The organism is Thiomicrorhabdus xiamenensis (genome assembly GCF_013282625.1).
In the GTDB taxonomy this organism is placed as follows: domain Bacteria; phylum Pseudomonadota; class Gammaproteobacteria; order Thiomicrospirales; family Thiomicrospiraceae; genus Thiomicrorhabdus; species Thiomicrorhabdus xiamenensis.
In genome coordinates this window covers 1,561,345-1,583,573 of sequence record NZ_CP054020.1, presented here as the reverse complement: position 1 = coordinate 1,583,573, position 22,229 = coordinate 1,561,345, and the positions used below count along the sequence as shown (strand labels likewise).

Sequence of the window (22,229 nt, the reverse complement as noted above, 5' to 3'; positions counted from 1 at the left end):
AATGAGTGAGGAAATGGAAGTAATGCCAATTGTTTGGGTGGTGGATGATGATGCCTCCATCCGCTGGGTATTGGAAGCCGCTTTAGAGGACAAACCCTATATTGTTAAGGTATTTGATTCTCCTCTAATGGCACTTAAAAGCATAGAGGACTTTCCTCCCTCGGCAGTTCTTTCCGATGTTCGTATGCCGGACATGGACGGTTTGACCTTTATGGAAGCGATCCATGAGAAGGATAAGCAGATTCCGGTCATTATTATGACCGCTCACGCCGACTTGGATACGGCGGTGAAATCTTATCAGAGCGAAGCGTTTGAATACCTTCCGAAACCGTTTGATATTGATGAGGCGACTTCTCTGATCGAGCGTGCCGTAAAACGCTATCTTTCCGGTGGTATGGTCAAGTCGCGACGCAGCAACAAAGCCAGTAAGCAACCGTTGAATATTATCGGTGGCGCACCGGCAATGCAGGAAGTTTTCCGCGTTTTGGGGCGCGTCTCCAAGCTGGATGTAACCGTCCTGATTAACGGGGAAACGGGAACGGGTAAAGAACTTGTGGCCAGAGCGTTGCATGAGTTGAGCCCGCGTTCCGAAGGTCCTTTTGTCGCCTTGAACACGGCGGCCATTCCGCGGGAACTGCTCGAATCGGAATTATTCGGGCATGAGAAAGGCGCATTTACCGGAGCGCATTCGCAGCGCATCGGGCGTTTCGAACAGGCCGATGGCGGAACCCTGTTCCTGGATGAGATCGGGGATATGCCGGTTGACCTGCAGACGCGACTGCTGCGCGTTCTCAACGACGGTAGCTTTTATCGCGTCGGTGGTCGCAACCCGATTCATACCAATGTGCGAATTGTGGCTGCAACCCACCAGAATATGGAAAAACTGGTACGCGAAGGGCGTTTCCGTGAAGATTTGCTGTACCGTCTGAATATTATCCGTATCAAGGTACCGGCGTTACGTGAAAGACGTGAAGATATTCCGCTTCTGGCTCGTTATTACCTGGAACAGGAAGCCAAAGCGCTTGGTCTGGAAGAGAAAACGCTCAGCAAAGAAGTCGAGAAATTCTTGTCTTCGCAGCAATGGCCGGGGAACGTCCGCCAACTGCGCAGTCTGTGTACCTGGTTGACGATTATGGCCCCGGACAAGACGGTTTATATCGAAGATCTTCCGCTGGAACTTCAGGAACCGAGCGAAGACCTTTCCGGCGAACTGGAAAACGATAACTGGGAAACGCCTTTAAGACGCTGGGCGCAGCAGTTCCTGTCCACCGGAAAAGAGGGGCTGCATACTTCGGCAGAACCGAAATTCGAAACGGTACTGATCCAGGAATCCCTTAAAGCCAGCGGTCAGCATAAACAGAAAGCGGCGGCACTGCTTGGTTGGGGGCGTAATACCCTGACCCGTAAGATGCAGGCTTTGGGACTGGAAGATTAAGAGGGCTCAGGCCTGTGATACGGGAAATTTGGCAATACCTTACGACACCGGTTGCATTTTCTTATGTTCGCAACAAAGGGTTTCTGAAAGAGGCTATTGCCATGTCCGCACGTGCCAGACGCTGTCGCCGACAGTGGGACAAGCATTACCGTCATTGCGAAGAAACGATTGTTGATGCGGCCAAAGATCTAGATTCTCGGCACACGGTACTGATTATCGGAGCAGGTTCCCTGCGCGATGTGCCTTTAGACTATTTGGCGCAGCATTTCGAGCGGGTGTTGTTGGTCGATCTGGTCTTTCTCAAGGCGGCCCGCAGGCAGGCGGCGCTCTATTCCAATGTCGAACTGATCGAGCACGATGTCACCGAATCACTCGAGAGCGTTTTTGACGGTGCTCCGAGCATTCCTCAACCATCACGCTGGTTGGACGATGAACGGGTCGATCTGGTGGTTTCTTTAAATCTGATTACACAGTTGCCGCTGATTCCAGTGCGCCAGTTGATTGTCAATTACCGTATTTCTGAACTTCAGGCGGATGAACTCGGCAGGGAGTTGATTCGCTCACATCTGGATTATCTGCAGCGTTTTGCATGCCGGGTCTGCCTGATTGCCGATCGGGAATCGGTGGAATACAACGTCTACGACGAAGAAACCGACCGCTTGGATACCTGGTGGGAAGTCGAACCGCCTCCGGAGACGGAAAGCTGGGAGTGGGAGTTGATTCCTTTTGGCGAAGGTCGAGCCAACAGACGGCAGGTCAACCGGGTTGCCGTCTCCATTCTGTGAAACCGTGCTATCCAGCCAATTAACGTAACCCTTTAAAGACGCCGTGCGATTCGGAGTTTCGTCGTGCACGGTTTACCTCTTGATCTCTCTATAGTTTTGCGTATTTATTCGTAAAAAGCGATCCATTTTCTCTAAATCGCGTGCTATCCTCAGGGCATTGCAGTCAATTATTGCAGGTAAACGACCTGTTAAAAATGCCTATTAGGGATGGTGTTATGCAAAGCCTGTCGAGAAACTCTCAATCCGCTATCAATCAATTCACAGTCAAGCAGTCAGAGCTGTATCATGCCTGCGATCTCAGCCAATTCTCTTTTGAAACGACAGACGAACTTGAGCCGTTGGAAGAACATTTGGGCCAGTCGAGGGCAATGCAGGCGCTGAAGTTCGGCATAGGCATCAAGCAAGAGGGGTATAACCTGTTTGTTCTCGGTTCAAGTGGGCTCGGCAAACAGACCACAATTCGCGAACTGTTGACTGAAGAAGCCGAAGAGACGGCTGTGCCGAGTGACTGGTGCTACGTCAATAATTTTGAGCAGGCGCACAAGCCTTTGGTGCTGGCTTTACCGAAAGGAATGGGGCGCCAGCTTCAGCAGGATATGTTGCGTTTCATCGATGATTTGCTGATCGCCTTGCCGGCGGCGTTCGAAAGTGATGAATATCATGCTGCCATGCAAACTATTAATGAAGAATATTTGCGTCGTGAAGAGCAGAGTCTGGATGAAGTCGCTGCCAAGGCGGAAAAGAATAATATCATGATGATGCGGACGCCGAGTGGCTGGAATCTCGGGCCGAAGCAGGGCGATAAAGTCATGTCGCCCGAGGAATTTTCCCAGTTACCGGACGAAGAACAGCAGGCGGTTACTCAGGTTGTGGAAGAGGTGCGTGACGAGCTTAAGCGCATTTTGCGGCAGATCCCGAAATGGCAGAAAGAGAGTCGGGCCAAGGTGAAACAGCTTAATCGCGAAGTTTCGCAAGGCACCGTAAAACAGTATGCCGAAGACCTGAAGCAGAAATATCTTGAACTGGATTCGGTGCTTCATTTTGTCGATAAAGTAACCGAAGACGTTATTGAAAATACCGATCTGTTCCGTAAGTATGCGGCGGAGATGAAAGACTCCAGTCAGACCGGAAGCAACAAGCTCCCACCGGATTTTAATGCCTATCAGGTCAATGTCTTGGTCGACCACACGGCCACTCAGGGTGCGCCGGTTGTATTTGAAGATCATCCAAGTTATCAGAACCTGATCGGCCGTATCGAGCACATTGCCCATTTCGGCTCGCTGATTACCGATTTTTCGCTGATCAAACCGGGCGCTTTGCATCAGGCTAACGGCGGATATCTGGTTCTGGATGTGCGTAAAATCTTAAGTTCGCCTTATGCGTGGGAGGGCCTCAAACGCGCGCTGTCGTCGCGGGAAATCAAAATCGAATCGCTTGAACAGTTAATGAGTCTGGCCAGTACAACGTCTTTGCAGCCGGAACCGATTCCGCTGGATATCAAGGTGGTTCTGACCGGTAGCCGTCTTTTGTACTATCTATTGAAGCACTATGATCCCGAGTTCAGTCGTCTGTTTAAGGTCTCCGCAGATTTCTCGGAGGACATGATTCGCGATGACGATAATATTGGACTCTATGTCCGCCTTATTGCCGGAATTCAACAACGAAACCATTTACTGCCTCTGGATAGGGGTGCGGTGGAAAAAGTGATTGAACAGAGTTCGCGTATGGCTCAGGATGCTTTCAGGGTGTCGCTGCACATGGGGAATCTCAGCGATCTGTTGGTCGAGGCGGACCACTGGGCGCGGAAACAGCAGCGTGAATCGATTGCCAAAGAGGATGTTCAACAGGCAATCGATATGCGACTGTTTATGATGGGACAGATCAAAGAGCGTTTACAGGAAGCGGTTATCCGCGGCATCTATAAGATTGCGACCTCCGGAGAAGTCATTGCGCAGGTGAACGGTTTAAGCGTAATCGAATTGGACGGCTACGCTTTTGGTCGTCCTTCGCGGATTACCGCTACGGCGCGCCTTGGCAGCGGCAAAGTGATTGATATCGAACGCGAAGTCGAACTGGGCGGGGCAATTCACTCCAAAGGCGTAATGATTCTTTCTTCCTATCTCGCTTCCCATTATGCAAAAGAACAGCCACTGGCGCTGTCCGCAACCTTGGTTTTCGAACAGTCTTACGGTTCTCTGGAAGGCGATAGCGCATCTGCGGCCGAGCTGTGTACATTACTGTCGGCAATTGCGGAAGTACCGCTCAAACAGAGTCTGGCAATTACCGGGTCGGTCAATCAGCACGGAGAAATTCAGGCGATCGGCGGAGTCAACGAAAAGGTTGAAGGCTTTTTCGATATTTGTCGCGAGCGCGGTCTCAGTGGTGAACAAGGGGTGATCATTCCACAATCCAATATCCAGCATCTGATGCTTAAGGATGAAGTCTGTCAGGCGGTCGAAAAAGGAAAATTCCACTTGTACGCCGTATCGATGATTGATGAGGCGATGACGCTTTTGACCGGTGTTGAAATGGGGCTGCGAGCAGATGATGGCAAATATCCGCTTGGAACCCTGAATGCTTTGATCGATAAAAAGGTGGCGCATTTTGCGGCACTTCAGCAGCAGTTTGCCAAAAACGATCATGGAAAAAACAGATTGTTGAAAAGAAGCAGTAAAGACAGCTGAGAGCCCGGGGCGTTCTTCTAAAGTAATACGACACCTTGCGCGACGCCGAGAACCAAGGCGTAACGGATCGCTTTACCGGTAAAAACCAAAAGCAAAAAAAGCATAAATTTCAGGCGCATAATGCCGGCAATCAGGGTTAAAGCGTCGCCGAACAAGGGGGCCCACGCCAGAAGCAGTGACCAGTAACCATAGCGGTTAAACCATTTCTGCCCTCTATTCAGCTGGGTCGAGGATACCGGAAACCATTTTCGATCCTGCCAATGCAACAGATAGCGACCTAGCAGATAATTGATTGCCGAGCCAAGAGTGTTACCGATGGTTGCGATCAGCCAGAGAAGCCAGATTACGGATTGCGGTTCCTGTGCGAGAGTCAGCAGATAGACTTCCGAACCGCCGGGCAGTAAGGTGGCCGACAGTAGTGCAAGGATAAAGAGAGTTAGATAGTCGAACAAGTTAAGAAGAGGGCAGGCTTGAAGAAAGCGGCTTTGCTTAGACTTAGCATTGAGAAAATTGATTGGGTGCTAAGTTGCACAAAGCCGTATGGTCGATTTTAAAGCGCTTCAACTCCGCTTTCGCCGGTACGGATACGAACCGTCTGTTCGATATTAGTGACAAAGATTTTCCCGTCACCGATTTTACCGGTTTGCGCAGATTGGATGATGGCTTCAACCGCCGCTTCGACAAGGTCTCCGCTAATGGCGATTTCCAGTTTCAGTTTTGGCAGGAAGTCGACAACATATTCCGCGCCACGGTACATCTCTGTGTGACCTTTCTGGCGGCCGTAACCTTTAACTTCGGTTACTGTCATACCATGAATGTCGATATTATGAAGGGCGTCACGAACATCATCTAATTTAAAAGGCTTGATAATAGCTGTAATCAGTTTCATTGTTTTCCTCAATTAACTTGGTCTTTGCGCGGATTTTTGTACTTGGTTTATTTTGGTCTTATAAGGTCTTTACGCCAATGTATCTGGATAGTCTGCCAGATGTTGTCCCATTTGAATAGGGGTATTCGCAGGGATTTTTCCTAAATCGGGCATTTGATTTTCCGGAGTGAGCAGAACAACGGTCGATCCCATATTAAAACGGCCGATTTCATCGCCTTTTGCATAGTGCAAATCCTGATCAGAATAATCCCAATATTCGATGGTCGGGCGGTATTCCGGTGTAATTTTGCCCTGGAAAACGGTTTCCATCGAACCGACAAAAATCGCGCCTACCATAACCAGACAGAAGGGACCGTGTTCGTTTTCAAAGCGCAGAACCAGACGCTCGTTGCGTGCGAACAGACCTTCAACGTTTCTGACCGTGGCCGGATTGACCGCAAATAAATCTCCCGGAACATACGTCATGGAAATCAATTTGGCATCGCTTGGCATATGAATACGGTGGTAGTCCTTCGGCGAAAGATAGATAACCGCCGCATCGCCGTTATGGAACTGTTTGGCATATTCAATGTCACCGCCAACGAGGGCTTCAACCGAGTAATAGTGGCATTTGGCCTGGAGGATTTTGCCCTGTTCGATTTTGCATGACTGGCTGACCAGACCGTCAACCGGCGAACACCAGGAATTCGGCGTTTCATCGATCAAGCGGGCGTCTTTTTTCAATTCACGGGTGAAAAAGGCGTTGAAATGCGGATAGTCGTTCGGGTCACTGCTGGCGGCCTCGTCGAGATTGATCCCGTACAGTCGGGTCAACAGTCTGATAATGCCGTTTTTGATCCATTTCACCTCGACATGCATAAACCAGTGCATCAGGCTCGACAGCAGATGCTGGGGAATAAGATATTGAGGAGTGACTTTAAAAAAGTCGAGTAACTTGGTCATAGTGTCGTCCCGCCTCGAGAGGGCTGTAAAATCATCATTCAAACAGAGATTGGAAGATAAAAAATCCACCTAAAATCCCTTTGTTTATTTCTCTAAGATGTGGATTTTAAGGTATAATCCGCGCAATTCATAGAAGACACAAAATTTTTAAGAAACCGGGAAAGGAAATCAGCAATGTCCGAAGTTAAAAAAGTCGTTTTAGCCTACTCTGGCGGCCTTGATACCTCAATTATCGCTAAGTGGTTGCAAGATGAGTATAACTGCGAAGTCGTTACATTCACTGCCGATATCGGTCAGGGTGAAGAGATTGAGCCGGCTCGAGCTAAAGCGCAGGCGATGGGCATTAAAGAGATCTATATCGAAGATTTGCGTGAAGAGTTCGCGCGTGATTTCGTTTTCCCGATGATGCGTGCCAATGCGATCTACGAGGGTGAATACCGTCTTGGAACTTCAATCGCTCGTCCGCTTATTTCCAAACGTCTGGTCGAAATCGCTCAGGAAACCGGTGCGGACGCAATCTCTCACGGCGCAACCGGTAAAGGGAACGATCAAGTCCGTTTCGAACTTAATGCTTACTCTCTGATGCCGGACGTTAAAGTCATCGCGCCTTGGCGTGAGTGGGATCTGATGTCCCGTGAAAAACTGATGGCGTATGCTGAAGAACACGGAATTTCCATCGAGAAGAAAAAAGGCAAAAAATCGCCTTACTCTATGGACGCCAACCTGCTGCACATCTCTTATGAAGGCGGCATTATCGAAGATCCTGCGAATGAGCCGGAAGAAGATATGTGGCTGTGGACAGTTTCACCGGAAAATGCACCGGATCAGCCGACCTATCTGGATATCACTTATGAGAAAGGTGATATTGTAGCGATTAACGGTGAAGCCATGTCTCCGGCAACCGTGATGGAATACCTGAATAAAGTCGGTGGCGAAAACGGTATCGGTCGTGACGACTTGGTTGAAAACCGTTTTGTCGGTATGAAAGCGCGTGGTTGTTACGAAACACCGGCGGGAACCATTATGCTTAAGGCGCACCGCGCAATGGAATCGATTACTCTGGATCGTAATGCCGCGCACCTGAAAGACGAATTAATGCCGAAGTATGCCGAGATGATCTATAACGGATTCTGGTTTGCTCCGGAGCGTGAAATGCTGCAGGCGATGATCGACAAGTCTCAGGAAAATGTTTCCGGTAACGTTCGCATTAAATTGTACAAAGGTAATGTGGTTTGTGTGGGTCGTACTTCTGAAAACAGCCTGTTCGACGAAGCGATTGCGACTTTTGAAGACGACGGCGGTGCATACAACCATAAAGACGCAGAAGGCTTTATTAAGCTGAACGCGCTGCGTCTGCGTACAGCGGCGAAAAAACGCGGTAAATAAACTCGTTCTAATCAAAGAATGTTGTTAAAAAGAAAGGCGCTGGTGATTTTCATCAGCGCCTTTTTTGTTTCTGGTTGTTTTGGCGAAATTTGATCGAGCATCCGTCGATCGCTTCTGCGAAAACTACAAATGTCAGTACTTCCTGTATATTGAGAGTTCTCTCTTGTTGGCGCAATAGAGTTGCTTGCACTGTAAAAAAAGGAAAATCATGCAAACGAAATACACCAAAGAATTGAGCCGTTATCTGCTGATCCTTGTCGGCGGGATGGTTCTGGCTAGCGGAGTGAGTCTGTTGTTGGTTCCAAACGAAATCACCTCCGGCGGAACGCCCGGGATGGCGATTCTGGTGAATTATTTCACAGGCTTTTCCGTCGGGATGATTATGTTGGCGATCAATATCCCTCTGATTCTCATCAGCATAAAGTTTATCGGACGCGGTTATGCGTTTCGAACCGTTTTTGCGATTCTCGTTATTGCACTCTCTACGGATATTTTGCTGGAGCTCCTAAAACTTCCTGCTCTGACTCATGAGCCTGTCCTTGCGGCGGTGTTTGGCGGAATGTTTATCGGCCTGGGAGTCGGGTTGATTCTTCATTCCAGCGCCTCCCCGGGAGGTCCGTCGATCATTGTCGGCATTGTTGCGCGCAAAACGCATTGGAAAGAGGGGAATATGGTTATCCTTGTCGATGCTTTGATCGTTTTTTCGGCGGGGTTTGTTTTCCCTAATCTTGACAGTATGCTGTGGAGTTTATTGGGGGTCTATGTCAGCGGACGAGGCATCAATCTGATTCTCTCCGGACGTCCGTCCAAGAAAGTCGTGCATATCTCCTCGGACAATGCCGAAACCATTAAAATGCAGCTGATGCATAAATTGGGACACGAAGGCGGCATGATTCTAGAGGGCGAAATGCTGCACACCGGAAACGAGCGACGATTGCTGATGCTTATTATCGATAATAATAAAGTACAGAGCGTGCGTCAGATCGTTAAGGAGTTCGACCCTTCGGGTGTCGTGATAGTGATGGAAGCGTCGGAGTAATTAAAAACCTGTCACGGTAGCAATTTGCGGTTTAATCTCGAAATGATGCAGCGTCGTTTTGCATTCGTGCCCATTCTTTTTAAGCACCGTTCTTGACGTTTCAATATAAAAATAAAATTCCTGCTCCTGATAAATTGTAGCGTTCTCTCTCAATCTGTTGAGCGAGAGAGGGCGGTTTATTAGGAATCAGGTTCGATTGAAAATTATTGATCGGCCTTTTCGAGTGTTTCTCGCCGCTGTTCACAAGCCTTGTCCAAGAGCTCAAATTGTTTGTTGCAACGGCGGCAGTTGTGGCACAGGGCCAGATGAGTCATCAGCCAGGATTGCTCTTTAAAGGTCAGTTTGCGGTCCTGTTTTTGCGACATCAGTGCGGTAGCGTGTTTACAGGAACTCATTGCTTTCATAATGGTTTCTCCTGCGCTGTGAACCAGTTTTGTTCCAAGCAGGCGCGCAGTCTTAGTCGTGCGCGGTGCAGAATGGTCCAGCAGTTGTGTTCGGTAATTTGCAGAGATTCGCAAATTTGTGAAGTTTCAAACCCCATAAACTCGCGTAGGGTAAATACGCGCGAAGTCTGTTCCGGCAAGTGAAAGACACAGATATCAAACACTTGCCAAAAATGTTCGTTTTCCAACGTTTGATAAGGGCTACTCCAGCTCGAAGGCGCATGTTCGTTGTGCCAGTGTTCGTCTTTTTGAAACCAGCCGTCGGTATCGGGTAGCTTTGATTCGTCATATTCGAAAGTCTGAATTTTTGAGTGGCGACGATAAAGGTCAATCAATTTGTGTCGCAAAATGCCAAATACCCAGGTTTCCAGCGATGATTTGCCCTCAAATTTTTCTAATCGTTTCCAGGCGCTTATTAAACATTCCTGAACCGCGTCTTCGGCATCTGCTTCGAATTTCAGATGTGATTTTGCAAAGGCAATCAGCCTAGGTCGCAGAGGATCTATGCGTTGTTCGAATTCTGCTTGGCTGCAATTTTGACATGGTTCCGCTGGCATTGATTATTCAGCCTTCCTTGTATTGACTCTTATCGATTTGTCGCGTCTCCTTGTATCCAACGGTGAATCCAATAGTCGGCACTGACATAACGACCGCCGCCGGTAAACAGCAGACTTAATAGCATTATGAAGTAGGTAGCGGCAAATTCAATCCCGTTATTGAGAATAACAATCTGTCCATTACTGGTCAGCCATTCAAAATTACCGTGCATTTGTAGAATTTGATGGCTCATCGCCAGCTGCTGCTGTGCATCCAATACCTGTTGATTGGCGAGCCAGCTTGAAGCATCTGAAATAGCCAGCCAGCCGTTAGGCCAGTGTACAGTGACAGCGGCAACAATCATGGTGATCATTAAGGGGATCGAGAACCAGCGCACTGCCAAGCCGACAATCAAAGCGATACCGCCAAGAAATTCCGAGCCGCCGGCGAGTAGGGTCATCAGTTCGGGAAAGGGCAGTCCGAGCCCCCATTCAGGGTTACCAAACCAGGCGGCGGTGTCCGAAAAGTTAGCCAGTTTATTCCAGCCAGCCTGCATAAAGATCGGGGCAAGATAGAGGCGCAGTAATAGTGGCGCCAAGCCGTCAAAATGCATTAATCCTGAAAGAGCCGTCTGATAGAGGTTGGCAGATTTTATGATAAGCGTGTTCATGATCTTTCTCCTTTGAATTGAGGAGAGAAAGGAAGACCTGAGCATAGAATCTAGATCATCGTATGCCCAGGACGGTTAGACAAAGTAATGAGTTTATTTACCGGCCCCGCATTTAGATGGTTCTTGAGCGGGTTGAACGGCTCCGCACTTTGTTGCCTCTTTCTGTTGACCGCCACACTTGGCCGTACCGCATTTGCCTTCCGATGTTTCGGTCTGTGCAATTACTGTAAAGCCGTTCTGAATAGTGGTAAAAGGATTATCTGCAGCAGCGCTGGCATTCATCGATACAGACAAAAGCATTGCGGAAAGAATCGAGTAAAAAAATGTTTTGGTTTTCATGATAGCGACCTCTGATTTATAAAAAGCTGAACTTAAATAACTGGGCGATTAAAGCCCGGGTTTTGAGTTGTTCACTACTTAGTCGCAGTTGATTTGAATTCCTTACACTCTTTTATGAAAAAAATTACCAGAGTTTTCCTGTATCGCAGTCTCTCCAACGTCTGGTGGCGTGATCTTTTGTAGCGCATTTTTCCAGAGAGCCGTCTGGATTATAGTAATAAATTTTTTCACTAACACCGTTAAACCAAATAGTCTCGATTCGTTTACCGGAAACCTTATAATCAACGCTGTGCCCCACTTTTTGCCCTTGGCTATATTGGTCAACCGAAGTTAAAAAAGGCCCATTTACTGCCGGCATCCAAGTGTAGGTTTCAAAAATTCCGTCAAGTTTGCCGTTTTTCCAGTTTTTTCGTTTGGCAAAATAGAAGCTATTTGAATGCTTGGTCCATTGAAGTTCGGTGCCATCTTTTTTTCCGTGAAGATAGGGAGTTTCAGAAATGATATGGCTGCCGCTCCCTGCATAATAGCAGCATTGGGTATAGGTGTTGCCACCGGTTACACCACTTGTATAGGCAGGCCAGCAACGCTTACTTTTGGTATTGAACTTCGGACAGGAGGCGTAGTGTGGTTCGTTATTATCAGAGATGGCCTGGTTAGAGCCTGCTGAATAATCCGGAGCGGGACGAGAATTTAATTCAGTCATCAGATCTCTGAATTCTTTCCCGCCTTTGCGCCAGTCATTTCCCTGTTGCGACTCCAAACGTTGGATTTCATCTGCCAACTGAGGAAGTAGGGTCTGTTTTGCATGTAGCTTTGATAAATTGGAGAGCTCAATACTTTGTCTGATCGATGTTCGGATATATTGCTCAAGAAATTCGCGCGAGGTGTGGACATTAAACTGTGGATTGGAAAGGAGATTTTGGGTGATATTTCTTTTGACCTGATCAATGGTCAAAAACTGTACATCCTCCATAAAGATGGAGGTGGGAAGCCAGAGGACATTGGGGTCTTTAACCATCTGGTTAAGTTCGTTATACCACCGTTTCTTTTCAGCCAGAGTGTCCGCCTGCGCGGTCTGCAGGGTAAAGGTAATGAGCAGAAAGCCCATCAAGATCATTCGCATCATGCTGATTTTTTTCATTCTTGTCCTCCGGAATTCTCTGAAAAGCTTGAGAGCTATGGCTTATCTAGTATGATTTTCATAGATTGAATTTTCAACAGGGTCTAAAGTATTTTTTTTAATACTCATAAATCAGAAGAAATTTTCTGTTCAACTTTACCTTTTTATTATTCATGGGTTTGCAGCATCTATCTTCGGGTAGGGTATGCCTTTACACGCTTTTTGACTCCATTGTATGATGCGGTAGAGTTTTTTCAGTTTTTACGCTGTAAACCGATTCGCCTTTAGACCTTTTCGGGATGTCCTGCATGATCCATAAACTTCACAACCTATTTATTTTCTTTTTTCTGCTGCAGCTTCCCTTGCAGGCATTAGCGGATAATTTGAGCAGCAAGCATCCACAAACGAAATCGGATCCTGTGGTCAGGGATTCTTTGCAGGAGAACCGGCAGGCATTCGATGAAATTCAAGAGTTTGCGATGCAAAACTGCCTGGAGCAGTGCCAAAGACGCCATCAGAATGTCGCAATGGGGTTTGAGGCAATAATGACTGAATGTCATCGTCAATGTGAAAAAAAGCAGGCCTTGCAACGGGTCCAATCAAACGACCTTGAAGAGAAAAGTCGCGGCATTCGTCAGTTCTGTCTGCTTGCAGAAAAATCTGATGTCCCTGAATTGCTAAGTTTACTCAAAGAAGACCTTAATCAAAGGACTGGGATCTGGGCGGAAATTATTCCGACTCTTGGCCGGCTAAAAGATGTAAGGGCGATTCCGCTGCTTACGGATTTACTGCAACTTGCTGATGAAGATTGGCTGGGCAGAGAAATGAGCGCCCAGGCGCTGGGTGCGATAGGGGACTCTCGAGCGGTGCCTGTCCTTATACAATCCGCCTGGATGGCGGAAACCCGTGATGAAGCAATTGCAGCTTTGGCGCAGATCGTTGATGCCCGGGCGGCACCGGTACTTGTTTCAGCAATTCAGCCGGACGAAGAACCGCAGACCCAGGAAAGTGCGGCAAATGGGCTTATCCGTCTCGGTTCTGCTGCGGTTGCCGATATAAGGCAAGAATTGAATAACTACTCGCGTGAAAACCGGCAGACTCAAAAACGAGTACAGCTCTGCCAGATTTTGGGTGCCATGCACAATGCTCCGGCCGACTTAGCTATTCGAGAATTAGCCAAGGATTCAGACCCGGCTGTTCGACAGTGTGCACAAAAGATGCTGCAAGAGAAAGCAGAATAGAATCATTTAGAATCTTCTAACAAGGGCGGTGTTGAAAATAATCGATACACAAGAATTTAGCGGCTAAATTTTCTGTTCAGATTCTTTTTCCGTAAAATACTCTCCAATATCCTTATAAAGTCGCTATCTAATAAATTATGTCTAATCACAAAAATAAAATTCCTGCGCCCCCATTCAACCAAATCGTTAAAGACCCTGCCCAGTTTCTGGGCTACGGTCTCGGTTCCGGCCTGATTACACCGGCGCCGGGAACCTGGGGCACTTTGGCTGGGCTGATTCTGTTTCTGCCGATTTTATTGTGGTCGGAAACGGCGGCCTGGATTGTTCTCTTAATCGGGCTGTTCGCCGGTAGCTGGATTTGCCAGAAATCGGCCGATGCGATAGGCGTGCATGATCACGGTGGAATTGTCTGGGATGAATTTGTCGGTATCTGGATAGTGATGGTTCTGTTACCGGAGCAGAGTTGGCTTGCCTGGCTGGCGGCGTTTATCGCCTTCCGCTTTTTCGATATAGTGAAGCCTTGGCCGATCAAGTGGCTCGATACGCATTTGGAAGGTGGTTTCGGTATTATGGCCGATGATGTCATTGCCGCAATCTTTGCCGCAGTGTCAATTTGGCTGGTTTATGCGCTTGTGTGGTAAGTCCGGCAGGAGAAAGGATTTCAGTGTTTGCTGAAATAAGGGGTGTTTAATGAGTAGAGTCGTTCAAAATGAGAAGTGAGCGATTTTGATATTAAAATCTCGACTTTTCGTTTTTTGGTGTATTTGGCGATAAAATTTATTTATTAAAATGGATTTGTTGATATTGAGATTATCGAATATTTCTGTATTATTACCTGCAAATTAAAAAATAAACAGTAGTTTGGAGATAGATGTCATGTTTATCGCATGTGAAGAAGCGAAACAATTAGTCAAAAACAAAAATGCCCAGCTTGTCGATGTTCGTACTCCGGAAGAATACGAAGCGAGCAAAATTCCTGAAGCAACCAACCTTCCTTTACAAGAATTGGATCGACTGGCGGCGCAGCTGGATAAATCTCGTCCGGTAGTCGTTTTCTGCCGTTCAGGTCAGCGTTCGCAAATGGCGATGCAGATGCTTCTGTCTATGGGCTTTGCAGAAGTATATAATCTAGGGCCTTATATGGCTTGGCACCAATGCCCGGACGCTTAATTAAGCCGTCTTGTTGAGTAAAAAGCGCTGTATAAGGCGCTTTTTTTATAGCTGAAAAAAATACACAACTGGAGATTGTTATGAGATTGGCCTTGCACTGGCAAATTCTGATCGCCTTGCTACTGGCGGTGGTAATGGGAACCTGGAGCGGTGAAGAAGGGACCATTCTGGGGGTGCACTGGCTGGCTGTGTATACCTTTATCGGAACGCTTTTCCTGAATGCATTGAAAATGATTGTTGTACCGCTGGTGGTCTCGGCGATCATTACCGGCGTTTCGGGTATCGGCTCCAATGGCGGTTTTGGCCGTTTGGGGCTTAAAACGATCTCTTACTATCTGTTTACCAGTTTCATTGCGGTCATTATCGGTCTGACGATGGTGAATATCATTCAGCCCGGCGTCAGCGATCAACCTCCGCCGCAACTTGAATCGCAAGAACATATCAGCGAAGTGATCGAAGGGCGCTCGGCCGGTGATGCCGTTGATGTATTTCTGCGCATGATTCCGACCAATGTGGTCGAAGCTGCCGCTGAAGGGCAGATGTTGGGACTGATCTTCTTCAGTTTGTTATTCGGTTTTTTTATGACTCAGATCAAAGGCGCGGCTCAGGAAACCCTTCAGAATTTCTGGCAAGGGGTCTTCGACGTCATGATGCTGATGACAGGGCTGATTATGAAATTTGCGCCGATCGGGGTATTTGGTCTCGTTGCGTCTTCGGTTGCCAAAAACGGTTTTGCGCAGTTCGATAATCTGGCGCTGTTCTTTGTGACGGTTGTCTCGGCATTATTGATTCATTTCGCCGTTGTCATGCCGATGATACTGCGCTTTATCGGTGGCGTTAAAAATCCATGGCTGCATTATCAGGCGATGCTTCCGGCACTTTTGACCGCTTTTTCCACCAGTTCATCGTCGTCGACCTTACCGGTGACGATGAACTCGCTGGAACATCGTGCCGGGGTATCCAACCGTGTCACCAGTTTTGTTCTGCCTCTGGGAGCGACGATCAATATGGATGGGACGGCTTTGTATGAGTGTGTCGCGGCGATTTTTATTGCCCAGCTTTTCGGTGTGCCGCTTGATTTAAGTACGCAGGTATTGATCGTGTTCATTGCTTTGACGACTTCTATCGGGGTGGCGGGAATTCCTTCGGCAAGCCTGGTGGCGATCTCGATTATTCTGGTTGCGGTTGGTTTGCCTGCCGAAGCCATCGGTCTGCTAATGGTGGTCGACCGCCTTTTGGATATGATGCGTACCACGGTTAACGTCTTCAGTGATTCGGTCGGTGCGGCGGTCATTGCTAAATCCGAAGGTGAAAAACACGTTCTGGTCAGTAAAATCTTTTAAGAACGGATTGTCCAAAACGGTTAGACAGAACCCGGCTCACAGGCCGGGTTTTTTATTGTCGGTGCGGGAAGCGGTGCGTTTTATTCAAATTCGTGGGTTTCAATACCGTCGGCCGTTAGCGATAGATATTGTGTGGCGGGGCGCCAATCGCTCAGAACATAACGCTGATAATCCTGGCCGTTGAAGTGGTGTGTATGCTGCGCCGGTTTGTGTGTATGACCATGGATGACCGTCGTGCAGCCTGGATGGCGTTGTAGGAGCGCTTGCAGGGCTTCTTCGGTAATATCCATAATCTCTGCGTTTTTGGTTTTTCCTGCCTGTATCGACTCCTGGCGCATCTTTTCACCGATTTTGATTCGTTTGCTTTTCGGCAGATGCAGAAACAGCCATTGAATGATCGGGTTACGGAAAATACGACGCATTTTCTGGTAATCGATATCGTCGGTACAGAGCTGGTCGCCATGCAGTATCAGGACTTCTCGGTCGCCAATTGTCAGCGTGTATTCATCCGCTAACAGGTGGACGCCGCTGGCCTGCTGGAAGCGCTTGCGCATCAGGAAATCGCGGTTGCCGTACTGCAGATAGAGTTCAGTCCCGGAATTACTGAGTTCCTTTAAGGCTTGTATTTCCGTCGGGTATTGCTGCAGGCCGATATCATCACCAAGCCAGACTTCAAAGAGATCGCCGAGAATATACAGCCGTTGCGCATGAATCGCCTTTTGCTGAAGGAAGCGCAGAAACGTTTGGTTGATAGGGTGCTGCAGCTGATTGGGTTGCAGGTGGATATCAGCGATAACGAGGCTGGTTTGCTGGGTCTGATCGGGCATCTGTGTACATACTTTGCTAATTCAGGGAAATCTTAATGTAAAAACCGACCAATAGCGAATGGGAATTATGGGTTAAAGCCGCGTTTAAGAGAATGGAAGCTGTTAGAGCTGATTTGTTATAGATTGCTCGAAACAATAGAGGGATAACAAGTTTGAAGGTTTCACGGCATTGATAAGTAAAAAACCGGGAAAGTTCCCGGATTTTGACTTGGCTCGATTGTAAGCAGTATGTCTGCTGATAGCAGATGTAATGATTACTTAGTCTTCGATCAGCGTGGTTTTAGTGATCAGGATGTCTTCGACCGGAACATCCTGGTGGCCGCGGCGACTGGTGGTTTCCACCTTCGCCATCGCATCGACAACATCCATTCCGTCAACGACCTGACCGAACACCGCATAACCCCAGCCTTGCATATCTTTGCTGGTGTGATCCAGGAAACTGTTGTCTTTCAGGTTAATGAAGAATTGTGTCGTTGCCGAGTGAGGGTCCATGGTGCGCGCGTAGGCGACGCTGCCGCGAACGTTTTTCAAGCCGTTATCCGCTTCGTTTTCAATCGGCTCGCCGGCTGGCTTGTCTTCCATTCCCGGAAGCATGCCACCGCCTTGAACCATAAAGTTAGGAATGATTCTGTGGAAAAGCGTACCGTTGAAGAAGCCTTCCATAACATAGTGGATAAAGTTTTCCGCGCCGATCGGCGCTTTCTCTTCGTCCAGCTGGATGGTGATATCGCCCATAGTGGTGCTGATAATGACTTTAGACATAATTAAACCTTTATAGAATTAAATCTAGAATTGAACTTATTTAATTTGACGTGCTTTGATGATTTCGACGGTTTCTGCCGGTACATCGCCCATACCGTCTTTAAATCCGGTGCGAACGTGACTGATTTCGTTGACGATGCGCATACCTTTAATAACACGTCCGAAAACGGTATAACCCCAAGCGCGCGACGAAGATTTTTCGCGATGATCCAGGAAGCTGTTCTGATTGGTGTTAATGAAAAACTGTGAACTGGCTGAATGCGGGTCATTGGTTCGCGCCATCGCCAGAGTACCGATGCGGTTACGCAGACCGTTGTCCGCTTCATTCTGAACCGGTGCATGCGTCGGTTTGCGGTTCATGTATTTATCAAAGCCGCCGCCCTGAATCATGAAGTCTTTAATGACACGGTGGAAGATGGTGCCGTCATAGAATTTTTCATTCACGTAGGTCAAAAAGTTTTCCACGGTTTTAGGGGCTTTCTCAGGATAGAGTTCAACCAGAATATTGCCTTTATTGGTTTCGATTAGAACCTGAGGATTTTCTGCTGCCTGCGCTGTAAAAGCGTGGCTCAGTAGTAAGCTTAAAAAAGCGGCTTTAAGGGCTAAAAATAAACGTCTTGACATGATTCACTCCAAAAAAAATTCAGCCAGTAAGATACAATAGGCGCATTCTAACACCTGGGGCGCCGTTGATTAAGACAGAATTGGTGTCCTTTGGCGCCAAGGCTGATTTTTAGTGTCGCAGATTCGCTTTTTCGGACCTTGAATAGAGTCTGACAAAGTGCTTGCGAGGCTTGAAGTTCAGATTGCGCCCGAATGAATTCCGTTTAGTTGCCATTTTCACAGGAAATCCTATGAGCTTACAGATTTTTAATACCGAAACCCGTCAAAAAGAGATCTTTAAACCGATCCATGAAAATAAAGTGGGCATCTATGTCTGCGGCGTTACGGTATACGATCTGTGTCATATCGGCCATGCCCGCGTCATGGTGGTTTTCGATACGGTGGTTCGTCATCTGCGTGCTTTGGGATATGACGTTACATACGTCCGCAACATTACCGATATCGACGATAAAATCATCAAGCGCGCGCTGGAAAATAATGAATCGATTCAGTCTCTGACCAGTCGCATGATTGAAGAAATGCATACCGATGAAGCGGCCATGAATGTTCTGCGTCCGGATATGGAGCCGAAAGCGACGGAATATATGGATGAAATCCAGCATATGATTCAGACTCTGATCGATAAAGGGTTTGCTTATCCGGCCAGTAACGGTGACGTCTACTTTAAGGTCAACGCTTTCGAGAAGTACGGACGTCTGTCTGGTAAAAATCTTGAAGATCTGGAAGCGGGTGCACGTGTCGATGTTAATGAAGTTAAGCAGGATCCGATGGACTTCGTTCTGTGGAAAGCGTCGAAAGAAAACGAACCATCGTGGGATTCGAACTGGGGTGGCGGTCGTCCGGGTTGGCATATTGAGTGTTCGGCGATGTCGACCAAGTGTCTGGGGAACCATTTCGATATTCACGGCGGTGGTATGGATCTGTCCTTCCCGCATCATGAAAATGAAATTGCCCAGTCGGAATGTGCCACCGGCGAACATTACGTCAATACCTGGATGCATTGCGGTTTTGTCCGTGTTGACGATGAGAAGATGTCCAAGTCCTTGAACAACTTCTTTACCATTCGTGAAGTATTGAAGCTGTACCATCCGGAAGTGATCCGTTACTTCCTGTTGGCCAGCCACTATCGCAGCCCGGTGAACTACACCGAAGAAAACCTGGAAGTGGCCAAAGCCAGTGTCGGTCGTCTGTATTCTGCCCTACAGAATGTTGAGATTGGCGCTCCGCTGGCGGATTCACAATATGAAGCCGACTTTATGGCGGTAATGAATGACGACTTTAATACGCCGAAAGCGATGGCGGTACTGTTTGAACTGGCGAAAGAAGTCAATAAAACCAAGGATGCTGCACTGGCAGGGTTGTTGGTTAAGCTGGCCAACCAGATCGGTCTTCTGGAAGAGGATATCGAGGCTTTCTTTAAATCTCAGCCTTCGGATTCGGAATTGGACGAGGCGCAGATTGAAGCTTTGATCGAAGAGCGCAAACAGGCGCGCGTCAATAAAGACTTTGCCCGTTCCGATGAAATTCGTGATCAGTTGAAAGAGCAAGGAATTGAGCTGTTGGATAGTCCTCAGGGAACTACCTGGCGAAAAATCTAACTGCTTTGCTGCACTAAATAGATCGGGCGAAAAATTTGTTTAACAATTTCAATTTATTAGGAGTATTGAGGAAGAATTAAAGGCCCTTTAATTTATGGGTATAAAATCATTTAATTTGAGTCTGAGTTTTATTAATGCTTGACAGAATAAGTATTTGCTAATAAACTAAGCTCATTCATGTTTCTTCATGAGTATCCTCCTCTGATTATTTCTAATGAGATAAGTTATTTGAAGCCGCGGTTCGATACCGCGGCTTTTTTTTGCTCTGAATTTAACGAATGGACCTGTTAAGAGGGGAAGTCGTTATGCGGCTTATTTCTGCGCCAACTTCTTGTTTCCGATGCGCGGCATATTGTCGCTCAGACGATTGTATTTTCCATGCAGCAGGGAGTTGAATACGGTTGTATATTCCATCACCGCTTTAACGTAATTTCGGGTTTCGGTGAAAGGGATGGCATCGACCCATTGATCGGCTTCAATTTCCGGAAGATTCTCAGTCCATTGTCGCACTCTGTGCGGTCCGGCGTTATAAGCTGCGGTCGCAAGAACCTTATTGCCTTTATATTTGTCGGAGAGATAGCGCATATAGGCGCTGCCGAGTTGAATATTGTTTTTAGCTTCGGTCAGAGCATGTACTGAGGTATTTTTAACCCCGATCTGTTTGCCGATATATTTGGCGGTTTTCGGCATAATCTGCATTAAACCGACTGCACCGGCAGAAGAACGGATTGTCGGATTGAAAGCACTTTCCCGGCGGATAATGCCATAGATCCATGCCGCTTCGATTTCATTTTTCTCGGCATTCTGCATTACCGGGGTTTTGTGCGGTGTCGGAAAGCGCAGATCGACCTGATCCCATTCCTTAGCCAGTGCCAGACTGCGAATTGCGTGCGGATACTGTTTCCACTGATCGGCCAAAACGGCAATCGATCCCAGCTCATTGGCGTTCGCTTTCGGCAGAAAGTGATACCACTCTACCTGCGCCGTTCTGATCCAGTCGATGGCAATCAATTCTTTGATGCGCTGCAGTGATGGGTATTTTTTCAACAGCGCCTTAGGATCAGTCTTCTTGGTGGGTTTCGGATTGAACTTATAGTCGGTACCGATGCGGTCGGCGGAGAGAAAACCGTAATAATTACGTTTTGTCGCCAGACGGCTGTAAATTTTCTTGGCGGTTGCCTTATCGCCGCGGGCTTCCAGAGCGCGTGCTTTCCAATACTGCCATTGACGGTCGTTCTGTTCCGTTTTGGGCATCATGTCAATGGTATCGAGCAGGTCGATCCACTTGGATTCGCGAATGGCGATCTGTGCCTGCCAGCGCAGGGTTTCTTCGGTGCGGCTGCCGTTTTTATTGACGTCCAGAAGCAGTGATTTAGCCTCGTCTTTATAACGGTAAGCGCTGCGCAGGGCAATGCGTCTTTCAAGGTCGTGGTACTGAGCACGATTCAGGCCGTATTGTTCGGCAAACCGATCCAGAGATTGCTTGGCCAGCGTCGGGTTGGAACTAGCCAGATAACGCGTGGCTTGCATAAAAGCTTCTTTGCGAACCACTCCGCTGATTTCACGAATCGGTTGGCTCGCCAGTTGCGGATTTTTAACGATCTTAATCCAATGAGCGACTGCCTTACGGTCTTTTGTCGAAAGATCTTTGGATAGTGCTTCCGCCTGCTTGAATCGTTTTTTATGGATCAGTAGCGTGATCCGTTTCCAAACCATGGCGGCGGTAAACTGCTTATGATTTCGCAGATAGCGTTCGACCGGGGCACAAGCCTTGGGAGTTGAGCTCAGACTTTGCCAGACACTCTGCGCCTGCTTGATGGCTTCGGATTTCAGCTTTTCGCTGCCGTGCTTGAAGGCGGCGGTAAAGTAGTGGCATTGCAGACTGGTGCTTTTCTGCGCCTTATAGTTGGCCAGATAGGTTTTCCAGTGTTCTTTTTTGGCCAGGTGTTTCAGCCAGTGTGTGCGTAATTTCTCGGACAGATACAGATCCGGATTGGAGGTGATGAAGTGACGAATTACCCGTGGAGGCGTATGCGCGATATTGACTCGGTAGTCGTGATAGAGGACGTAAGGGTAGAGAATGTAATTTTTTAATTGCTTCTTGTATTTGGCAATGCTCTGGCGGTCGTTACGCTTGATTGCCTCATAGGCATCTATGTAGGCCTGTTGTTCGACAGTCAATTTGCTCTCTTTGCTCTGCGCAGCTACCGGCGTTAAAAGAAACGCTAACAGACTGACCAGCAGTGCGGCGATTAAGTTGGGAGATTTGCAGTGATAAAAGGGCATAGACGTCTTGGCTTTTTGCAGGATTTAAAAAATCGACGGTCATTCTTTGTCGCGCCGATTGAGGGTTAATTTTAGCAAATGGTGCAAGGTTGGCGTGGCCGAGCATAAA

At 47.8% G+C, this 22,229-nt stretch carries 22 protein-coding genes; 10 read left to right on the top strand and 12 right to left on the bottom strand.

The window, feature by feature from the left end:
- The first annotated feature begins 1 nt into the window (after position 1).
- The 3 genes from ntrC (at position 2) to HQN79_RS07340 (ending at position 4,904) form a co-directional block, all read left to right on the top strand.
- Complete coding sequence (ntrC, locus tag HQN79_RS07350) at positions 2–1,435, top strand: nitrogen regulation protein NR(I) (protein ID WP_173285291.1); 1,434 nt, start codon at positions 2–4, stop codon at positions 1,433–1,435.
- 14 nt (positions 1,436–1,449) lie between these two features.
- Positions 1,450–2,220 carry a class I SAM-dependent methyltransferase gene (locus HQN79_RS07345; protein ID WP_173285290.1) on the top strand — a complete coding sequence of 257 codons (771 nt, stop codon included), beginning with the start codon at positions 1,450–1,452 and terminating at the stop codon, positions 2,218–2,220.
- A gap of 215 nt (positions 2,221–2,435) precedes the next feature.
- The gene (locus HQN79_RS07340) at positions 2,436–4,904 is read left to right on the top strand and encodes a Lon protease family protein (protein ID WP_173285289.1); all 2,469 of its coding nucleotides are present in this window, start codon (positions 2,436–2,438) and stop codon (positions 4,902–4,904) included.
- A 17-nt stretch (positions 4,905–4,921) separates the two neighbouring features.
- Here the strand turns inward: HQN79_RS07340 and HQN79_RS07335 are convergent, their stop codons facing one another.
- The 3 genes from HQN79_RS07335 to asd form a co-directional block, all read right to left on the bottom strand.
- The gene (locus tag HQN79_RS07335) at positions 4,922–5,356 is read right to left on the bottom strand and encodes a YqaA family protein (RefSeq protein WP_173285288.1); all 435 of its coding nucleotides are present in this window, start codon (positions 5,354–5,356) and stop codon (positions 4,922–4,924) included.
- Positions 5,357–5,454: 98 nt separating this feature from the next.
- Positions 5,455–5,793 carry a P-II family nitrogen regulator gene (locus HQN79_RS07330; RefSeq protein WP_173285287.1) on the bottom strand — a complete coding sequence of 113 codons (339 nt, stop codon included), beginning with the start codon at positions 5,791–5,793 and terminating at the stop codon, positions 5,455–5,457.
- 69 nt (positions 5,794–5,862) lie between these two features.
- On the bottom strand, positions 5,863–6,735 hold the full coding sequence (asd, locus tag HQN79_RS07325; RefSeq protein ID WP_173285286.1) for an archaetidylserine decarboxylase: 873 nt from the start codon (positions 6,733–6,735) through the stop codon (positions 5,863–5,865).
- 174 nt (positions 6,736–6,909) lie between these two features.
- Here asd and HQN79_RS07320 point away from each other — a divergent pair, with 174 nt between their 5' ends.
- Positions 6,910–8,121, top strand: a complete 1,212-nt coding sequence (locus tag HQN79_RS07320; protein ID WP_173285285.1) for an argininosuccinate synthase — start codon at positions 6,910–6,912, stop codon at positions 8,119–8,121.
- Between the two features lie 208 nt (positions 8,122–8,329).
- Positions 8,330–9,160 (top strand): YitT family protein, encoded by an 831-nt coding sequence (locus tag HQN79_RS07315; protein WP_173285284.1) that lies wholly within the window; start codon positions 8,330–8,332, stop codon positions 9,158–9,160.
- Between the two features lie 203 nt (positions 9,161–9,363).
- Here HQN79_RS07315 and HQN79_RS07310 read toward each other — a convergent pair whose 3' ends face one another.
- The 5 genes from HQN79_RS07310 to HQN79_RS07290 form a co-directional block, all read right to left on the bottom strand.
- Positions 9,364–9,564 (bottom strand): anti-sigma factor family protein, encoded by a 201-nt coding sequence (locus HQN79_RS07310; RefSeq protein WP_238843333.1) that lies wholly within the window; start codon positions 9,562–9,564, stop codon positions 9,364–9,366.
- Positions 9,561–10,160 (bottom strand): sigma-70 family RNA polymerase sigma factor, encoded by a 600-nt coding sequence (locus HQN79_RS07305; protein WP_173285283.1) that lies wholly within the window; start codon positions 10,158–10,160, stop codon positions 9,561–9,563. Before HQN79_RS07305 ends, HQN79_RS07310 begins: the two co-directional genes overlap by 4 nt.
- Before the next feature lie 29 nt (positions 10,161–10,189).
- Positions 10,190–10,810, bottom strand: a complete 621-nt coding sequence (locus HQN79_RS07300; RefSeq protein WP_338065231.1) for an HvfX family Cu-binding RiPP maturation protein — start codon at positions 10,808–10,810, stop codon at positions 10,190–10,192.
- A 93-nt stretch (positions 10,811–10,903) separates the two neighbouring features.
- Positions 10,904–11,149 carry a hypothetical protein gene (locus HQN79_RS07295; RefSeq protein ID WP_173285282.1) on the bottom strand — a complete coding sequence of 82 codons (246 nt, stop codon included), beginning with the start codon at positions 11,147–11,149 and terminating at the stop codon, positions 10,904–10,906.
- A gap of 124 nt (positions 11,150–11,273) precedes the next feature.
- Positions 11,274–12,290, bottom strand: coding sequence for a toxin-antitoxin system YwqK family antitoxin (locus HQN79_RS07290; RefSeq protein ID WP_173285281.1), 1,017 nt, complete (start codon positions 12,288–12,290; stop codon positions 11,274–11,276).
- A gap of 287 nt (positions 12,291–12,577) precedes the next feature.
- On the opposite strand from HQN79_RS07290, the gene HQN79_RS07285 reads away from it, so the two are divergent.
- The 4 genes from HQN79_RS07285 to HQN79_RS07270 all read left to right on the top strand — a co-directional run bounded on the left by HQN79_RS07285 (position 12,578) and on the right by HQN79_RS07270 (position 16,023).
- The gene (locus HQN79_RS07285) at positions 12,578–13,510 is read left to right on the top strand and encodes a HEAT repeat domain-containing protein (RefSeq protein ID WP_173285280.1); all 933 of its coding nucleotides are present in this window, start codon (positions 12,578–12,580) and stop codon (positions 13,508–13,510) included.
- Positions 13,511–13,647: 137 nt separating this feature from the next.
- Positions 13,648–14,151, top strand: coding sequence for a phosphatidylglycerophosphatase A family protein (locus HQN79_RS07280; protein ID WP_173285279.1), 504 nt, complete (start codon positions 13,648–13,650; stop codon positions 14,149–14,151).
- 235 nt (positions 14,152–14,386) lie between these two features.
- On the top strand, positions 14,387–14,680 hold the full coding sequence (locus tag HQN79_RS07275) for a rhodanese-like domain-containing protein (protein ID WP_173285278.1): 294 nt from the start codon (positions 14,387–14,389) through the stop codon (positions 14,678–14,680).
- 80 nt (positions 14,681–14,760) lie between these two features.
- Entirely contained in the window at positions 14,761–16,023 is a 1,263-nt protein-coding gene (locus tag HQN79_RS07270; protein WP_173285277.1) for a dicarboxylate/amino acid:cation symporter, read from the top strand.
- An 80-nt stretch (positions 16,024–16,103) separates the two neighbouring features.
- On the opposite strand, the gene HQN79_RS07265 is transcribed toward HQN79_RS07270, so the two are convergent.
- From HQN79_RS07265 to HQN79_RS07255, 3 genes are all read right to left on the bottom strand, one after another.
- On the bottom strand, positions 16,104–16,850 hold the full coding sequence (locus HQN79_RS07265; RefSeq protein WP_173285276.1) for a UDP-2,3-diacylglucosamine diphosphatase: 747 nt from the start codon (positions 16,848–16,850) through the stop codon (positions 16,104–16,106).
- A 258-nt stretch (positions 16,851–17,108) separates the two neighbouring features.
- A complete protein-coding gene (locus HQN79_RS07260) occupies positions 17,109–17,612 on the bottom strand; it encodes a peptidylprolyl isomerase (protein WP_173285275.1) in 504 nt (167 codons plus the stop codon).
- 36 nt (positions 17,613–17,648) lie between these two features.
- Positions 17,649–18,236, bottom strand: coding sequence for a peptidylprolyl isomerase (locus HQN79_RS07255; protein WP_173285274.1), 588 nt, complete (start codon positions 18,234–18,236; stop codon positions 17,649–17,651).
- Positions 18,237–18,466: 230 nt separating this feature from the next.
- On the opposite strand from HQN79_RS07255, the gene cysS reads away from it, so the two are divergent.
- Positions 18,467–19,834, top strand: coding sequence for a cysteine--tRNA ligase (gene cysS / locus HQN79_RS07250; RefSeq protein ID WP_173285273.1), 1,368 nt, complete (start codon positions 18,467–18,469; stop codon positions 19,832–19,834).
- 312 nt (positions 19,835–20,146) lie between these two features.
- Here cysS and HQN79_RS07245 read toward each other — a convergent pair whose 3' ends face one another.
- On the bottom strand, positions 20,147–22,120 hold the full coding sequence (locus HQN79_RS07245) for a transglycosylase SLT domain-containing protein (RefSeq protein WP_173285272.1): 1,974 nt from the start codon (positions 22,118–22,120) through the stop codon (positions 20,147–20,149).
- Positions 22,121–22,229: the final 109 nt, after the last annotated feature.

Coding starts and splice junctions, on each gene's coding strand:
- asd (WP_173285286.1), bottom strand. CDS start 6,735: ATGACCAAGTTACTCGACTTTTTTAAAGTCACTCCTCAATATCTTATT.
- HQN79_RS07340 (WP_173285289.1), top strand. CDS start 2,436: ATGCAAAGCCTGTCGAGAAACTCTCAATCCGCTATCAATCAATTCACA.
- HQN79_RS07275 (WP_173285278.1), top strand. CDS start 14,387: ATGTTTATCGCATGTGAAGAAGCGAAACAATTAGTCAAAAACAAAAAT.
- HQN79_RS07330 (WP_173285287.1), bottom strand. CDS start 5,793: ATGAAACTGATTACAGCTATTATCAAGCCTTTTAAATTAGATGATGTT.
- HQN79_RS07290 (WP_173285281.1), bottom strand. CDS start 12,290: ATGAAAAAAATCAGCATGATGCGAATGATCTTGATGGGCTTTCTGCTC.
- HQN79_RS07310 (WP_238843333.1), bottom strand. CDS start 9,564: ATGAAAGCAATGAGTTCCTGTAAACACGCTACCGCACTGATGTCGCAA.
- HQN79_RS07260 (WP_173285275.1), bottom strand. CDS start 17,612: ATGTCTAAAGTCATTATCAGCACCACTATGGGCGATATCACCATCCAG.
- HQN79_RS07265 (WP_173285276.1), bottom strand. CDS start 16,850: ATGCCCGATCAGACCCAGCAAACCAGCCTCGTTATCGCTGATATCCAC.
- ntrC (WP_173285291.1), top strand. CDS start 2: ATGAGTGAGGAAATGGAAGTAATGCCAATTGTTTGGGTGGTGGATGAT.
- HQN79_RS07300 (WP_338065231.1), bottom strand. CDS start 10,810: ATGAACACGCTTATCATAAAATCTGCCAACCTCTATCAGACGGCTCTT.
- HQN79_RS07295 (WP_173285282.1), bottom strand. CDS start 11,149: ATGAAAACCAAAACATTTTTTTACTCGATTCTTTCCGCAATGCTTTTG.
- HQN79_RS07280 (WP_173285279.1), top strand. CDS start 13,648: ATGTCTAATCACAAAAATAAAATTCCTGCGCCCCCATTCAACCAAATC.
- HQN79_RS07320 (WP_173285285.1), top strand. CDS start 6,910: ATGTCCGAAGTTAAAAAAGTCGTTTTAGCCTACTCTGGCGGCCTTGAT.
- HQN79_RS07270 (WP_173285277.1), top strand. CDS start 14,761: ATGAGATTGGCCTTGCACTGGCAAATTCTGATCGCCTTGCTACTGGCG.
- HQN79_RS07245 (WP_173285272.1), bottom strand. CDS start 22,120: ATGCCCTTTTATCACTGCAAATCTCCCAACTTAATCGCCGCACTGCTG.
- HQN79_RS07305 (WP_173285283.1), bottom strand. CDS start 10,160: ATGCCAGCGGAACCATGTCAAAATTGCAGCCAAGCAGAATTCGAACAA.
- HQN79_RS07285 (WP_173285280.1), top strand. CDS start 12,578: ATGATCCATAAACTTCACAACCTATTTATTTTCTTTTTTCTGCTGCAG.
- cysS (WP_173285273.1), top strand. CDS start 18,467: ATGAGCTTACAGATTTTTAATACCGAAACCCGTCAAAAAGAGATCTTT.
- HQN79_RS07315 (WP_173285284.1), top strand. CDS start 8,330: ATGCAAACGAAATACACCAAAGAATTGAGCCGTTATCTGCTGATCCTT.
- HQN79_RS07255 (WP_173285274.1), bottom strand. CDS start 18,236: ATGTCAAGACGTTTATTTTTAGCCCTTAAAGCCGCTTTTTTAAGCTTA.